A 14,976-nucleotide genomic window follows, 5' to 3' on the forward strand; every position below is an offset into this window, starting at 1 on the left:
GGGAAGCTTAGCCGATGGCGCAGAATCCGAACCGGCCGATTTCGCCGCATTTGCAAATCTACCGTTGGGGGCCGCATATGGCGGTGTCCATTTTCCACCGTGCGACAGGCTTTGTGCTGGCGACCGCTGGGATGCTGACCTTGTTGTGGTGGATAGCTTCGATTGCGGGCGGGCCGGAGAGCTATGCGAGCTTTCAGTCCTGGGTGGTGTCGGCGGGAGCCGAAGCGACCGGACTGCAGACTGCTGCCAACTGGTTTTTCCGCCTTCTGGGTCTTGCTGTGACCTACAGCTTCTTCCAGCATTTCTTCTCGGGTATCCGCCACCTTTTGATGGACTTGGGTGCTGGGTATGAACTGACCACAGTGCGCACCTGGTCGATCGCTGTATTCATCGCCGCGCTGACCGCTACGGCGCTTGTCGCGATGCTCGTCGCTTCGCGTTTCTTGGGGATTTGAGATGGGTAACGGAACAAACCTTGGACGCGTTCGCGGGCTCGGCTCGGCGAAGCATGGCGGTAAGCACTGGATTGACCAGCGGCTGACGGCTGTTGGTAATTTGCTGCTCACCAGCTGGCTGGTATTGTCGTTGCTGCTGTTGCCCAATTTCGAGCATGAAACCGTTGCGGCTTGGCTCGCCCAGCCTTCGGTTGCGGTCCCAATGATCCTGATGCTGATCAGCATCTTCTGGCATGTCCGTCTCGGTCTGCAGGTGCTCATCGAGGATTACGTCCATGACGATGGCAATAAGTTTGCAGCGCTGACCCTTTTGAACTTCTACGTAATTGGCGCCGCCGCATTCGGCATTTTCATGGTCGCCAAGCATGCCTTTACCGGAGTGCCCGTCTGATGCCAGAATCTGCTACACCAGCTTATAAGATCATCGATCATACCTATGACGTCGTCGTCGTCGGGGCAGGCGGATCGGGCCTTCGGGCGACCATGGGCGCAGCCGAAGCCGGGCTGAAAACCGCGTGCATCACCAAGGTCTTCCCGACGCGCTCACACACCGTGGCGGCACAGGGTGGCATCGCGGCTTCGCTCCAAAACAACTCGCCGGATCACTGGACCTGGCATATGTATGATACCGTCAAGGGGTCGGACTGGCTGGGCGACCAAGACGCTATCGAATATATGGTTCGTGAGGCTCCTGCGGCTGTTTACGAGCTTGAGCATGCCGGCGTGCCGTTTTCGCGCAACGCCGATGGCACCATCTACCAGCGCCCCTTTGGCGGCCATATGCAGAATATGGGCGAAGGCCCCCCGGTGCAGCGCACCTGCGCCGCTGCCGACCGTACGGGCCACGCCATGTTGCACGCGCTCTATCAACAGAGCCTGAAATATGATGCGGACTTTTTCATCGAATATTTCGCGCTCGACCTGATCATGGAAGATGGTGAATGCCGGGGCGTGATCGCCCTGTGCATGGACGATGGCAGCATCCACCGTTTCAAGGCTCAATCCGTCGTGCTCGCCACGGGCGGTTATGGCCGCGCCTATTACAGCGCAACTTCGGCGCATACCTGCACCGGCGACGGTGGCGGCATGGTATTGCGTGCTGGTTTGCCCTTGCAGGACCTTGAATTCGTCCAGTTCCACCCCACTGGCATTTACGGCGCTGGTGTGCTGATCACCGAAGGTGCGCGCGGCGAGGGTGGTTATCTGACCAACAGTGAAGGCGAGCGTTTCATGGAACGTTATGCGCCTTCGGCCAAGGATCTGGCCTCGCGCGACGTCGTGTCGCGTTCGATGGCGCTCGAAATGCGCGAAGGGCGCGGTGTTGGCCCGGGTAAGGACCATATTTTCCTGCACCTCGACCATATCGATCCCAAGGTTCTGGCAGAACGCCTGCCGGGCATCACCGAAAGCGGCAAGATTTTCGCTGGCGTCGATCTGACCCGTCAACCGCTGCCGGTGTGCCCGACGGTCCATTATAATATGGGCGGCATTCCGTGTAACTATCATGGTCAGGTCGTGACCAAGAAGGGCAAAGACCCCGAAGTTGTCGTGCCCGGCCTTTATGCGGTGGGTGAGGCCGCCTGCGTTTCTGTGCACGGCGCGAACCGCCTCGGCTCGAACTCGCTGATCGACCTAGTCGTCTTCGGTCGCGCAACCGGCCTACATCTTAGGGAAACGCTAAAGCCCAATGCTGCGCAAAAGGCGCTGCCAAAAGATTCCGCCGATTTGGCATTGGCTCGAGTCGACCATTTCCGCAACGCCAAGGGCGGTTCGCCAACCGCCGAGGTTCGCCTGCAGATGCAGCAGACTATGCAGAAGCATGCCGCGGTATTCCGCGATAGCGCGCTGCTTTCTGAAGGCTGCGAAATCATGCAGAAGGTAAATCAGCGGATGCAGGACATTTCGGTCAGCGATCGCAGTCTGATCTGGAACACCGATCTGGTCGAAACGCTTGAGCTTGACAATCTGATGAGCCAAGCGATCTGCACCATCGAAGGCGCCAATGCCCGCAAGGAAAGCCGCGGCGCCCACGCGCATGAGGACTTCCCCGATCGCGACGACAAGAATTGGATGAAACATACCGTTTCTTGGTTCGAAGGCTGGGGCGGCAAGGGCGGCAAGGTCACCTTGGACTACCGTCCGGTGCACGATTACACGCTGACCGACGAGATCGAGTATATAAAACCAAAGGCGCGCGTGTACTAAAGCGACTGGAAAGCCTGAGCCGTCAGGCTCAGGCTGCGCTTACGTTTATCGTGATCGAACATCGAGCAGGCGACTATGATATCGTCGGCCTGTGTTCGGTCGATGAATTTTGCGACTCTCGTCGTCACCGTGTCCGGCGAACCAATCGCGCTGCATGAAAGCAGTTCGTCGAGCATCGCGGCGATGTGCGGGGGCAGGCTTGCTTTATAGCCCTCAACCGGCGGCTGCATCTGGCGCGGGTTGCCGGTGCGCAGACCGACGAAGCTCTGCTGGATTGAACTGGCGAGAAATTCGGCCTCTTCGTCGCTATCTGCCGCAATGATGTTCATTGCCGCCATGACATGGGGCTGGTCGAGCGCGGCGCTCGGTTTGAAGCTGTTGCGATAGACATGCAGCGCTTCGTCGAGCATCTGCGGTGCAAAATGGCTGGCAAAGGCGTAGGGCAGGCCGAGCAGGGCCGCGACCTGTGCGCCGTAAAGGCTGCTGCCGAGGATGTAGAGTTGCACATCGGCCCCAGCCCCCGGCGTGGCGCTGATACCCGTCTGGCCGTCATCTGCGAAATAGCTTTGCAGTTCGACCACGTCGCGCACGAAAGCGTTGGGATCGCTATCGAGCGTGCGCCGGATGGCATGGGCAACACGCTGGTCACTTCCGGGAGCGCGGCCCAACCCCAGATCGATACGCCCCGGATAGAGAGCATCGAGCGTGCCGAACTGTTCCGCAATCACGAGCGGCGCATGATTGGGCAGCATGATGCCGCCTGCACCGACACGGATCGATTTGGTGGCGGCAGCAATATGGCCGATCACGACGGATGTTGCCGCGCTGGCGATGCCCTTCATCCCATGATGCTCGGCCACCCAGAAACGGGTAAAGCCTAGTGTCTCTGCATGGGCGGCCAGATCAGCGGCATTGGCCAGCGCCTGCGGCACCGTTCCGCCTTCGACAACGGGGACGAGATCGAGAATGGAATAAGCGGTCATCGCCTTCATCTAGGCATGCTGCCCCGAAAATGCCAAGCAGCAATCGACAGTGCCGCGCGTCAATGTCATAGCGTAAGCTAATGCTCACCTCCAACTTCCTGCCCTTTTTGCTCACCGCAATCCTGATCGAGCTAACCCCCGGTCCAAATATGGCTTGGATTGCACTGACCGGCGCTAGTGTGGGTAAGCGAGCAGCGCTGACTGCGACTGCGGGGATTGCTCTGGGTCTTGCGGTTGTTGGCGCTGCAGCAGCTTTCGGGCTCGCGGAACTGGCGCAAGCCTCACCCTATTTGTTCGCACTGCTGCGCTACGCGGGGGCTGCCTATCTGCTTTGGCTGGCGTGGAAGGCGTGGCGGGGGCAGGGCGACGTATCGCCCGAGCATGCGCATAATGGAAATGTACGCTGGTTCCGCCACGGCCTTTTCCTCAACCTGCTGAACCCGAAAGCGGCGCTGTTCTTTGTCGCGATCCTACCGAATTATGTCGACAGTGCTGCGCCAGTCATGCCGCAGACCCTGTTGCTTTCGGCAACCTATGTCGCGGTCGCGACGCTGGTGCACCTCATTCTCGCATTGCTTGCCGGACAAGCGCATGGCTGGTTTGAAAGAGGCAGGAATGCAATCATTCTCCGCAAGATATGCGCCATTTTGATTGCAGCAGTGGCATTCTGGTTTCTGGCCAGTACCGCGCGATGACCGGATATTCACCTGCGGTTCAGCTTGGCAATCGCAGATGAGCCGTGCAAATTCATAGATGAATTGAGTGGAAAGAGGAGTTAGTCTGATGGCCACCGAACGGTCCCCCGGTTTCAAACTGTTTTTCGCGGGGCTGATCGGTCTCGTCCTCGCCATCCCGCTGATGATGGTTTTTGCGCTGTCATGGGACAGGCAGGAGCAGGCTAATACTGCACAGACTTCAATTGCCGCTGGCTGGGGTGGGCCGCAGGTTGTGGTCGGACCGGTGCTCGTGATACCCTACACCACCGACAATGTCGAAACTGTGACAGAGAATGGCCAGCAGACAACCCGCACTGTGCGGGTGCAGCGTGAACTATTCCTCTCGCCCGAAACCAACGCGATAAAGACCGATCTTCGGCCCGAGCGAAAAAAGAAATCGATCTATGAAAGCGTGCTATTTGTCGCCGAGAATAGCGGCAATGCGCGCTTCGCTCTGCCAGCAGATTTTGCCCGTTACGGCATCCCGCGCGACAGCCTGAACCTTACAGGTGCCGAGCTACGCTTTGGCGTGTCAGACGCACGCGGATTGCAGGCCGACAGCAAGGTGCTGGTCAACGGCACGCCGTTGGAACTGCAACCCGGCAAAGGGTTGGCTGCATCGGGCAATTCGGGCTTTTTCACTTTCATCGATTGGGATGGCGCAACGCCATTGAGCGTTAGTTACAGCTATGCCTTTCGCGGCAATAAATCCCTGACGATGGTACCGCGAGGGAAAGAAACCAGCTGGGAAGTCAAATCGACCTGGCCCAGCCCGAGCTTTGCCGGCGATTTCCTGCCGACCAAACGGACGATTTCGGACAAAGGCTTTGCATCGTCACACAAGGTGACAAATCTTGCGCTCGGTCAGTCGCTGGTCTTGAAGGAAGACCTTGGCATGCCGCAGATCGACGGTGGCTATGTTGCTACAATGGCTGCTTCGACCTCCAGTGCGCAATCGGTCGGCGGTCCATCGCAGGCAGCGACAATCGGTCTGATCGAACCCGTCGATCTGTACAGTCAGGTAGATCGTTCAGTGAAATATGGCTTTCTGTTCATCGGCTTTACTTTCCTTGCCTTCCTGATGTTTGATGTGGTGGGCGGGGCCAAGGTGGCTGCGGCCGAATATCTGCTAACCGGGGCAGGGCTTGTGCTGTTCTTCGTAATGTTGCTCGCCTTTGCCGAGGTCATCGGCTTCACGTGGGCCTATCTACTCGCGGGAGGTGTGATCACCGGTTTGTTGACGGCTTACTCGGCAGCGGTGCTGAAAAGCTGGCTGCGTGCGAGGGTGATCGGCGGGTTGCTGGTCGGTCTATATGCAACGCTTTACGTCTTGCTCAATCTGGAGGCCTATGCGCTGATTATTGGCTCGATCCTGCTCTTTATCGCACTGGCGGTGGTGATGTGGGCGACCCGCCATATCGACTGGGGCGCCAAGCGCGGGGCAGAGGAAGCTAGCGCCAGCGCAGCATAGAGCTGTCGAGTTCCGCGGCGGATCGGACGCCCATGAGTTTCATGCCGCGTTCGATCTCGTCACGCAACTTGCCAACAACACGGTCAACGCCGGGTTCACCGGCAGCAGCCAAAGCATAAAGATACAGACGACCCCCTGAGCAAGCTGTTGCCCCGGCAGCCAGCGCCTTCAACACATGCGTGCCGCGCCGCACGCCGCCATCACAGATGATGTCGATTTTGCCACCGACAGCATCGGCGATTTCGGCGATCTGGTCAAAGGGCGAACGCGAGCCATCAAGCTGCCGCCCGCCATGGTTCGAAACCATGATAGCGGTGGCGCCGATTTCGACCGCCCGCTTTGCATCCTCGACCGACATCACGCCTTTCAAGCAGAATTGCCCGCCCCATTCGGCGCGGATGGCCTCTGCCATTTTCCAGTCCATCGACTGGTCGAGCATCGTGTTAAAATAGTCAGCCACCGATACAGCGACATTGGTCCCCTCGCTGACATGGGTCGACAGATTGGGCAGCGCAAATTTCTCGCGGAACAGATAGTTCATCACCCAGCCGGGATGCGTCGCATAGCTGAGCACGGAGGAGGGTGTGAAGCGAGGGGGTGACGTGAATCCAGTGCGTAGGCAGCGCTCCCGATTGCCCGCGACAATCGTGTCGACGGTCAAAGTGATGGCATCGAAATTCGCCGCCTTGCAGCGTTCGACCATCGATTTGTTCAGCCCCTTGTCCTTGTGGATGTAGAGCTGAAACATCTTGGGCGTTTTGATGGCCGCCCCGACCTCTTCGATGCTGACCGTCGCCAGGCTCGATATGCCAAACCAGGTGTTGTAGCGCTCCGCCACTGCTGCCACGGCACGTTCGCCCTGCCAATGGAACAGCCGCTGCAAAGCTGTAGGCGAGAGAAAAAGCGGCATGCCGATTTTCTTGCCCATCACCGTGGTCGACATGTCGATGCTTTCGACACCAGCGAGGACATTTGGGACAAGGTCGCAATTGTCAAAGGCGGATGTGTTGCGCCCCTTGGTTACCTCATCATCGCCTGCGCCGTCGATGTAATGGAAGATGGGCGAGGGCAGGCGGCGTTTCGCCAGTTGGCGGAAATCTTCGACATTGTGGCAATCGGTCAGGCGCATGTGGGTTCAGGACGCACCGCCGAAATAGTCGCAGCTGTTTGGATCACCGCTCTGCAATCCCTTTTTAAGTGCAGCCATGCGTTGCTCGCTGGTACCGTGGGTAAACATGCTTTCAACCGGTGAACGACCGGCGTCGCGCATTAACTTGTCATCCCCAATAGCATGAGCGGCACGCATGCCTTCCTCAATATCGCCTGCTTCAATGCGGGCAGCATTTTTGGCAGCCCAAACGCCCGCATAACAGTCAGCCTGTAACTCCATCCGTACTTGCAGGGCATTGCCGTCGGCCTGACTGGCGCCAGCTTGGGCGCGACGAACCTGATCGGCGACACCCGAAATATTCTGGATATGGTGGCCCACTTCGTGCGCAATGACATAGGCATAGGCAAAATCACCGCCGCCGCTCATCTGCTGCATCTGCTGGAAGAAGGTGGTGTCCAGATAGACCCCCTGATCAGCCGGGCAGTAGAAGGGTCCCATCGCAGATTGCGCAGAACCGCAGCCTGACTGGGTGCCTTGCTGGTAGAAATTCAGGGTGGTCGGCTGATAACGTTGACCAGCTTGTGCGAATAGTGCGCCCCAGGTGTCCTCGGTGGATTTGAGAACGCGGCAGGCGAACAGTTCTTCTTGCGTGTCGCAAGCCTGATTACCGCCCGTGCCTTGTTGCGCGGTTTCGGTAGGAGCCATGCCGCTGCCGCCCAGATTGAGCATACCGCTGGAAAATAGGAAATAGCCGACGACAGCTAATATGAGCAGTGTGCCGCAGCCCAGCTTCCGACCGAAAAGCAAAGGAAGCAGGCCAAAGATGAGCGAGCCCATGCCTCCACCGCCGCCGCCCATGCTAAAGCCGCCACCGCCCGCACCATGGTCGCGTGTGTTGTTGCTTGGATCCAGATCGTCGAGACGCATGGCGATTCTCCCTACTCGCTTTCAATCAAGCATTGCGGTTTTGCCGCAAAAGCGCAAGGAGGAAGGCAGATTTACAAACGGCACCGCAAAGGACTTCTCCCATGTTTCTCAAAGGCAAAACCGCGCTGATCACTGGTTCCACGTCGGGTATTGGCCTTGGCTATGCACGTGCCTTGGCGGCTGAAGGTGCCAGCGTGATGATCAATGGCTTTGGTGATGCTGCCGAGATTCAGGGCTATGTCGAGGAACTGATCCGCACCAGCAATGCAGGCGCACTGCATTCTGGTGCTGACATGACCAAACCGGAGGAAATCCGCGCGATGGTTGCGGATTGCACGGCAAAGCTCGGAGCTCCGGACATTTTGATCAACAATGCGGGCATCCAGCATGTGTCGCCGGTCGATAGTTTTCCCGAAGATAAATGGGACGCGATCATCGCAGTCATTCTGTCTTCGGCCTTTCACACGACCAAGGCGGTCGTGCCCGCGATGAAGGAGAAGGGCTGGGGTCGCATCATTAATACGGGGTCGATGCACAGCCTCGTCGCGTCGCCGTTCAAGAGCGCTTATAACGCAGCAAAGCATGGGATAGCTGGTTTCACGAAGACGATCGCGCTGGAAGTTGCGCGCGACGGTATCACCGTGAACAATATCTGCCCCGGCTATGTCTGGACGTCACTGGTCGAGAACCAGATACCCGATACGATGAAAGCGCGCGGCCTGACGCGCGATCAGGTGATCAATGACGTTTTGCTGGCAGCACAACCGCAAAAGCAATTTGTGCAGGTAGAGCAGTTGGCTTCGCTGGCAGTCTATCTGTGCAGCGATGCCGCGGGCGCGATTACCGGAGCCAATCTTTCGATGGATGGAGGCTGGACGGCGCAATAGCCGAGTTGAACGCAATTTTCGAAGATTTTGCACTTTAGGCCACGAACAATCGATTCAGTCGATAAGAGTGCAAGGAAAAACTCGATGGCATTGTCATGGGGTTGAGATAGTCTCAATTTAGAGTGCTGTGTGACGCACCGGAATCCGAACATTTAAACAGGATAGGAAAAGCCATGAACGACCAAACTCCCATCAACACTGGCGGCGGTTGCCCGGTTCACAAGGATGCGGCACGATCATTGCTCGGCCGCACCAACAAGGATTGGTGGCCCGAAGCTCTGCCTGTCGATATTTTGCATCAAGGTGGCGTTTCGCCGGACCCGCTGGGTCCCGACTTTGATTATGTCAAAGCGTTCAAGTCGATCGATTATCAGGCGCTGAAGGCTGACCTGACGGCGCTGATGACCGACAGCAAGCCTTGGTGGCCTGCTGACTATGGCCATTATGGTCCCTTCTTCATCCGTATGGCCTGGCACGCTGCAGGCACATATCGCACGGCAGACGGCCGCGGCGGCGCCAATAGCGGTCAGCAGCGTTTTGCTCCTCTCAACTCATGGCCCGATAACGGCAACCTCGACAAGGCGCGCCGTTTGCTGTGGCCGATCAAGCAGAAATATGGCCAGAAGATCAGCTGGGCCGATTTGTTCATTCTTGCCGGTAATGTCGCGATTGAATCGATGGGCGGTCCGGTATTTGGTTTCGGCGGCGGTCGTGCCGACGTCTATGAACCTGAAAAGGACATTTACTGGGGTGAGGAAAACCTGTGGGTGGACCAAGGTGCAGAAACGCGCATCCAGCCCGAAAAACAGCTTGATCTCGAAAACCCGCTCGCAGCTATCCAGATGGGTCTGATCTATGTCAATCCCGAAGGACCGGGCGGCAATCCCGATCCGCTGCTGTCGGCGCGCGACATGCGCATCACCTTCGCCCGCATGGCGATGAACGATGAAGAAACGGTCGCGCTTACAGCTGGCGGCCATGCTTTTGGCAAGGCTCACGGCGCTATTCCAGCTGACCAGTTGAGCGGAAGCCCTGAATCTGAAGCTCTGGAAAAGACGGGTTTTGGCTGGGCAACGGATCCGGAACAGATTGCATCGGGTAAAATCACCACATCCGGTATCGAAGGTGCATGGTCGAATAATCCGACGCAGTGGGGTGGTGACTATTTCCGACTGCTGTTCAAATATGATTACAAGCTTGTCCATAGCCCTGCCGGCGCGCAACAGTGGACGCCGATCGATCCCGATCCAGCGGACATGGCACCCGATGCGCGCGACCCTTCGAAGCGCGTGCCGACGATGATGACGACGGCAGACATGGCGCTGAAGATGGACCCCGAATATCGCAAGATTTCGGAACGATTCCGCGACGATCAGGCGGCACTTGACGATGCCTTTGCACGCGCCTGGTTCAAACTGTGCCATCGCGATATGGGCCCCAAAGCCCGCTATCATGGTCCGGAAGTGCCGAAGGAAGACCTGATCTGGCAGGATCCCGTTCCGGCTGGTTCGAAGCCTTCGGACGCAGATGTGGCTGCATTCAAGTCCGAGATTCTTGCCAGCAGTGTAGCTGCCAGCGACCTTATCAAGGCAGCTTGGGCATCAGCATCAACTTATCGCAAGAGCGACCATCGTGGCGGCGCGAACGGTGCACGTGTTCGACTTGCTCCGCAAAATGGCTGGGCTGTGAACGAGCCTGAGAAACTTGCAGCAACACTCGCGAAGATCGATGAACTGCGTGGAGCATTGTCTATGGCCGATGCGATCGTCCTTGCGGGTAGCGCTGCGGTTGAAAGGGCTGCAAAAGATGCCGGTTATGATGTGACGGTGCCCTTCACAGGCGGCCGAGGCGATGCGACGCAGGAATGGACCGATGCCGAAAGCTTCGACGTACTTGAACCGCGCGCCGACGGTTTCCGCAATTATCTGTCGAACAAATTCTCGGTGAAGACCGAGGAGTTGCTGATTGACCGCGCCGCTTTGCTTGGGCTGTCGGCACCGGAAATGACCGCGCTTGTCGGTGGCCTGCGTGTGCTCGGTGCCAATCATGGCGGTCGGTCGCACGGCGTCTTCACCTATCGGGTTGGCCAATTAACCAACGACTTCTTTGTCAACCTGCTGGATATGGATACCTTCTGGGAAGCTGTAGATGGCAGTGGTGACGAAGAATATGTAGGCTACACCCGAGGTGGTCGCGCCGAACGCTGGCGCGCAACCCGTGCCGATTTGGTCTTTGGTTCCAACTCGCAACTGCGGGCAGTGGCAGAAGTCTATGCGGAGAAAGGCAATGAGCAGAAGTTTGTAGCCGACTTTGTGAAGGCTTGGGTCAAGGTCATGAATGCAGACAGGTTCGACCTCGCCTGATCAATTCTCATGTTGGAAAGGGCCGTAACACAAAATGTGTGACGGCCCTTTTGAACCTATCGGCTAAGCTGGGCACTCTGAACCGCGATTTCGTTATTCGACAGGCTGGTTGGTCCTGATCGCGACATCATTTGATCCCGCCGCAAACTGATCCGCATAATTTTCGCCGACGGTCGATGATGTGCTGAGCGCACCCTCGGGCAAATTGCGCTGCGGCGAGTCTTGCTTGATCGAGTCAGAGCCAACACCCAAAGGTTGCGCGTCATTCATCGGCTGCCCAAAGGTTTCGAACTCGTCGGGGCCTTCGTCCGTTTCGTCCTGCAACGCAAATTCGTCGCCCTCTTCAGGTGCAACAGCAGTTTCCTGAGCATTGACAGGTTTTGGTGCGGATTCGGGAGCCGCCGGCGCACTGGCTTGGTCGGTTTTGAAGCTGCTAGCGGACGGTATAATCAATGCAGCAAATGCGGCAACGCACAGGACGGCTACGACGCTTTTCTGGATATTGTCCATGATCAACCTCAGTTTCGCGAAATACAGCAGGTTTGCTAAAGCTTTATCGTTAACAAACGATTGATTGATGCGAGCACAGAAAAAAGGCCGCCGGCAATATTACCGGCGGCCCAAGGCAGTTTTTCCTCCCCAGGAAAACTTGTTCAACCCAGTTTGGCAGCGCTCCCAAGGCGGTGATAAAGGCGGGCAAATTTCTTCGACTCTTCGCCATCTTCCACGGTGGGCAAATATTCCGCGAGCGCCTTGCGGATCAGCTTGAAGTCCTCGGTTGAAAGGACTGCGCGGGAACGTGCGGGTTCACTCATGGCTAACTCCTTTTAGACAGCTAATCAGGCTGCGTTTGCAAACTGGTTCATAGTGTTGTCTTTGCCGCCCGCTTTCAGAGCAGCCTCACCGGCGAAATATTCCTTATGATCATCACCAATGTCGGAACCCGACATATTCTGGTGCTTGACGCAGGCGATGCCTTGGCGGATTTCCTTGCGCTGGACGCCCGCGACATAGCCGAGCATGCCCATTTCGCCGAAATAGTCCTTGGCCAGATTGTCGGTGCTGAGCGCCGCGGTGTGATAGGTCGGCAGCGTGATCAAGTGATGGAAGATGCCAGCCCGCTTTGCTGAATCCCGCTGGAAATTCTGAATGCGGGTGTCGGCTTCTGCTCCCAGTTCGGTTTCGTCATAGGATGCGCTCATCAGGTTTGCACGATCATAGGTTGACACGTCCCTGCCCTCTGCGGCCCAAGCGTCGAACACCTGCTGGCGGAAATTGAGCGTCCAGTTGAAGCTGGGCGAATTGTTGTAAGCGAGCTTCGCATTGGGAACGACTTCGCGGATGCGGTCGACCATGCCAGCAATCTGTTCGATGTGCGGCTTTTCGGTTTCGATCCAGATGAGATCGGCACCGTTCTGAAGAGAGGTGATGCAATCGAGGACGCAACGATCTTCACCGGTTCCCGAGCGGAACTGGAAGAGGTTCGACGGCAGGCGCTTCGGACGCAGTAACTTGCCGTTGCGGTTTAGAATGACGTCGCCATTTTTCGCGGTTGCGGGGTCGATTTCTTCGCAATCGAGGAAGCTGTTGTAGAGATCGCCCAGATCGCCAGCTTCCTTTGAAACCGCAATCTGCTTGGTCAGGCCAGCGCCAAGCGAGTCGGTGCGCGCAACGATGATACCATCAGGAACACCAAGTTCGAGGAAGGCATAACGGCAGGCGCGGATTTTCTGCAGGAAATCCTCATGCGGAACGGTGACCTTGCCGTCCTGGTGGCCGCATTGCTTTTCATCCGAAACCTGATTTTCGATCTGCAGCGCGCAGGCGCCGGCTTCGATCATCTTTTTGGCGAGCAGATAGGTTGCCTCGGCATTGCCAAAGCCTGCGTCGATATCGGCGATGATCGGAACGACATGGGTTTCGTAATTCTCGATCTTGTTCAGCAACTCTGCTTCAGCAGCGGCATTGCCAGTTTCACACGCCTTGTCGAGGTCGCGGAAGAGGAGGTTGAGTTCGCGGCTGTCGGCCTGACGCAGGAAGGTGTAGAGTTCCTCGATCAGCGCAGGAACGCTGGTCTTTTCGTGCATCGACTGGTCGGGCAGGGGGCCGAATTCGCTGCGCAAAGCGGCAATCATCCAGCCGGAGAGATAAAGGTAGCGCTTCTTGGTGGTGCCGAAATGCTTTTTGACCGATATCATTTTCTGCTGCGCGATGAAACCGTGCCAGCATCCGAGCGACTGGGTGTAGTTGGCAGGATCGGCATCATAGGCGGCCATATCTTCGCGCATGATCTTTGCGGTGTAGCGGGCGATGTCGAGACCGGTCTGGAAGCGATTTTGCAGGCGCATGCGGGCGACGGATTCGGGGCTGATCGAATCCCATGTTCCGTTTTGCTGGCCGATCAGTTGGCCTGCTGCTTCTATTTCTTGCTTATAGGTCATATTGACAAATCCTTGTGGGGAGACGTTGAATTGGAGACATCTTACCTATGTTCGCGCGCGCTATGGGAGTCGGATTTGTCAAAAATGTTGTGTGTGCGTCGCACAAAATGGCTTCGTTCTTGTAATATTGTAAAGTTATTGACATAACCTGCGCCCATGACCGAGCAGAAACTCTTTGCGGGCCATGCCGTGCGCCGCATCCGCCGCGCCAATGGCCTTACCCAAACCGCGATGGCGGAGGCGCTGGCTGTCTCCCCCAGCTACTTGAACCTCATCGAGCGTAACCAGCGGCCCTTGACCGCCGCAATCCTGCTCCGCCTCGCCGAGCGCTTTGATTTTGATGCGCGCAGCTTGACCGGCGCGACCCCCGGCGGCGGGGTGGAGGCGCTCAAGCGCCGCCTCGCTGACCCGCTGTTCGCCGATCTCAACCTCGACAAGCTGCAACTGGAAGACTGGATCGCCGCCGCCCCCGATGCCGCCGAAGCCTTCGCCCGCGCCTTTGACCGGCTGTCGGGTGCTGGCCCCGCGCAAGAGGCCGACGCCATCGCCGCGGTGCGTAGCGAGATCGAACGCTGGCGCAACCATTTCGCCGATCTCGACGCGCAGGCAGAGGAGATGGCGGACGAATTGCGTCTGGCCAATGCCGACCTATACGGCGCCATCGCAGAACGCCTCCGCGTCAAGCACCAGCTTTCCATCCGCATCCTGCCCGTTGATGTGCTGCCCGACAGGCTCAAGCGGCTCGATCTGCACGCGCGGCAATTGCAGCTATCCGAACTGCTCGACCCCGCCAGCCGGACCTTTGCGGCAGCGGCAGAGCTTGCCACGCTGGAGGCACGGGCCGAGATTGACGGCCTCGTCAAAGGCGCGAACTTTGCCGAGCGCGCGAGCGAGCGTTTCTACCGCCGCCATCTGACCAGCTATTTCGCCGCCGCACTGATGATGCCCTATGCCCGTTTCCTGCGCGCCTGCGAGGGGACAGGCTGTGATATCGAGCTGCTCCAGCGGCGCTTTGGCGCAGGCTTTGAGCAAGTCGCGCACCGGCTGACCACGCTGCAACGCGTCGGCGCGCGCGGGCTGCCCTTCTTCATGCTGCGCATCGACCGGGCAGGGCAGAGCAGCAAGCGATATGCCGGGGCCAGCGCCTCGCCGCTGGTGGAAAGTGATGCGCGCTGCCCCCTGTGGCGGCTGCACACCGCATTCGACCGCCCCGGCCATCTTGTGAAGGATATGGTCGAACTGGAGGATAAAAGCCGCTGGTTCACCATCGCGCGCACCGTGCAACCGCAGGCGGGCAGGGAAGGCGGTATCCGCGCCGAATTTGCCGTAGGGCTGGGGATCGACGCAAGCCTCGCCGCCCCACTCGCCGCCGCGCGCGGGATAGACCTGAACGCTGGCGAAGCCACCCCCATCGGCC

At 58.1% G+C, this 14,976-nt stretch carries 14 protein-coding genes; 8 read left to right on the plus strand and 6 right to left on the minus strand.

Annotated elements, in window-relative coordinates:
* Positions 1-14 precede the first annotated feature (14 nt).
* From sdhC to sdhA, 3 genes are read left to right on the plus strand one after another with little or no spacing between them, the layout of a single operon-like run.
* On the plus strand, positions 15-455 hold the full coding sequence (gene sdhC / locus ABL922_RS09900; RefSeq protein WP_349024052.1) for a succinate dehydrogenase, cytochrome b556 subunit: 441 nt from the start codon (positions 15-17) through the stop codon (positions 453-455).
* Position 456: 1 nt separating this feature from the next.
* On the plus strand, positions 457-846 hold the full coding sequence (sdhD, locus tag ABL922_RS09905; RefSeq protein WP_349024053.1) for a succinate dehydrogenase, hydrophobic membrane anchor protein: 390 nt from the start codon (positions 457-459) through the stop codon (positions 844-846).
* A complete protein-coding gene (gene sdhA, locus ABL922_RS09910) occupies positions 846-2,660 on the plus strand; it encodes a succinate dehydrogenase flavoprotein subunit (RefSeq protein WP_349024054.1) in 1,815 nt (604 codons plus the stop codon). Before sdhD ends, sdhA begins: the two co-directional genes overlap by 1 nt.
* Here sdhA and ABL922_RS09915 read toward each other — a convergent pair.
* Positions 2,657-3,643 carry an LLM class flavin-dependent oxidoreductase gene (locus ABL922_RS09915; RefSeq protein ID WP_349024055.1) on the minus strand — a complete coding sequence of 329 codons (987 nt, stop codon included), beginning with the start codon at positions 3,641-3,643 and terminating at the stop codon, positions 2,657-2,659. The two genes, sdhA and ABL922_RS09915, sit on opposite strands and share 4 nt — an antisense overlap.
* Positions 3,644-3,723: 80 nt before the next feature.
* Here ABL922_RS09915 and ABL922_RS09920 point away from each other — a divergent pair, with 80 nt between their 5' ends.
* Together ABL922_RS09920 and creD are read left to right on the plus strand one after the other, a co-directional pair.
* A complete protein-coding gene (locus tag ABL922_RS09920) occupies positions 3,724-4,338 on the plus strand; it encodes a LysE family translocator (protein WP_349024056.1) in 615 nt (204 codons plus the stop codon).
* Between the two features lie 88 nt (positions 4,339-4,426).
* Positions 4,427-5,830: a cell envelope integrity protein CreD gene (gene creD / locus ABL922_RS09925; protein WP_349024057.1), complete on the plus strand. Its 1,404-nt coding sequence runs from the start codon at positions 4,427-4,429 to the stop codon at positions 5,828-5,830.
* Here creD and ABL922_RS09930 read toward each other — a convergent pair.
* Together ABL922_RS09930 and ABL922_RS09935 are read right to left on the minus strand one after the other, a co-directional pair.
* On the minus strand, positions 5,811-6,959 hold the full coding sequence (locus tag ABL922_RS09930; protein ID WP_349024058.1) for an alpha-hydroxy acid oxidase: 1,149 nt from the start codon (positions 6,957-6,959) through the stop codon (positions 5,811-5,813). The genes creD and ABL922_RS09930 overlap by 20 nt on opposite strands.
* 6 nt (positions 6,960-6,965) lie before the next feature.
* Positions 6,966-7,868 (minus strand): neutral zinc metallopeptidase, encoded by a 903-nt coding sequence (locus tag ABL922_RS09935; protein WP_349024059.1) that lies wholly within the window; start codon positions 7,866-7,868, stop codon positions 6,966-6,968.
* 101 nt (positions 7,869-7,969) lie between these two features.
* On the opposite strand from ABL922_RS09935, the gene ABL922_RS09940 reads away from it, so the two are divergent.
* Together ABL922_RS09940 and katG are read left to right on the plus strand one after the other, a co-directional pair.
* Positions 7,970-8,755, plus strand: a complete 786-nt coding sequence (locus tag ABL922_RS09940; RefSeq protein WP_349024060.1) for a 3-hydroxybutyrate dehydrogenase — start codon at positions 7,970-7,972, stop codon at positions 8,753-8,755.
* A 173-nt stretch (positions 8,756-8,928) separates the two neighbouring features.
* Positions 8,929-11,118: a catalase/peroxidase HPI gene (gene katG, locus ABL922_RS09945; protein WP_349024061.1), complete on the plus strand. Its 2,190-nt coding sequence runs from the start codon at positions 8,929-8,931 to the stop codon at positions 11,116-11,118.
* A 93-nt stretch (positions 11,119-11,211) separates the two neighbouring features.
* Here the strand turns inward: katG and ABL922_RS09950 are convergent, their stop codons facing one another.
* The 3 genes from ABL922_RS09950 to ABL922_RS09960 all read right to left on the minus strand — a co-directional run bounded on the left by ABL922_RS09950 (position 11,212) and on the right by ABL922_RS09960 (position 13,559).
* On the minus strand, positions 11,212-11,628 hold the full coding sequence (locus ABL922_RS09950) for a hypothetical protein (RefSeq protein WP_349024062.1): 417 nt from the start codon (positions 11,626-11,628) through the stop codon (positions 11,212-11,214).
* Between the two features lie 143 nt (positions 11,629-11,771).
* Positions 11,772-11,933 carry a hypothetical protein gene (locus ABL922_RS09955; RefSeq protein ID WP_349024063.1) on the minus strand — a complete coding sequence of 54 codons (162 nt, stop codon included), beginning with the start codon at positions 11,931-11,933 and terminating at the stop codon, positions 11,772-11,774.
* A 24-nt stretch (positions 11,934-11,957) separates the two neighbouring features.
* Positions 11,958-13,559, minus strand: a complete 1,602-nt coding sequence (locus ABL922_RS09960; protein ID WP_349024064.1) for an isocitrate lyase — start codon at positions 13,557-13,559, stop codon at positions 11,958-11,960.
* 156 nt (positions 13,560-13,715) lie between these two features.
* On the opposite strand from ABL922_RS09960, the gene ABL922_RS09965 reads away from it, so the two are divergent.
* Positions 13,716-14,976 (plus strand): short-chain fatty acyl-CoA regulator family protein (locus ABL922_RS09965; protein ID WP_349024065.1); only part of this gene is annotated, 1,261 nt, incomplete at its 3' end.

Source organism: Sphingorhabdus sp. (assembly GCF_040079335.1).
Taxonomy (GTDB): domain Bacteria; phylum Pseudomonadota; class Alphaproteobacteria; order Sphingomonadales; family Sphingomonadaceae; genus Sphingorhabdus_B.